The sequence below is a fragment of the Streptomyces sp. DH12 genome (genome assembly GCF_020873895.1).
Lineage (GTDB): Bacteria > Actinomycetota > Actinomycetes > Streptomycetales > Streptomycetaceae > Streptomyces.
Genome location: NZ_JAHWGT010001030.1, coordinates 1 through 457, shown reverse-complemented (window position 1 = coordinate 457; position 457 = coordinate 1). Strand labels below are relative to the sequence as shown.

Sequence of the window (457 nt, the reverse complement as noted above, 5' to 3'; positions counted from 1 at the left end):
GCTGTTCGCGACGCTCGCCGTCGGCGGGGTGCTGTACCAGCGGGTGCCCGGGCAGCCGCTGACCGCGGCGCTGGTCTTCGGCGCGGTGGTGGCGCCCCCGGACGCCGTCGCGGCGACGGCGGTGGCCCGCAGGGTCGGCCTGCCCTCGCGGATCACGACGATCCTCCAGGGCGAGTCGCTGTTCAACGACGCCACCGCGATCACCGCCTTCCGGGTCGCCGTGGCCGCGTCCGTCGGCGAGGGCGTGAGCTGGGCCGGGGGCGTGGTCGAGTTCCTGCTGGCCGCCGTGGGGGGCGTGGCGGTCGGCCTGGTGCTGATGGCGCCGCTGCACTGGCTGCGCACCCACGTCCGCGAGACGCTGCTGCAGAACACGCTCTCGCTGCTCATCCCGTTCGTCGCGTACGGCGTGGCCGAGCAGGTGCACGCCTCCGGGGTGATCGCCGTCGTGGTGGTCGCG

At 75.3% G+C, this 457-nt stretch carries 1 protein-coding gene; it reads left to right on the top strand.

Annotated features, from left to right (window positions below):
* The coding region (locus LPA54_RS38335; RefSeq protein ID WP_228984998.1) for a cation:proton antiporter at positions 1–457 on the top strand (457 nt) is incomplete at both ends.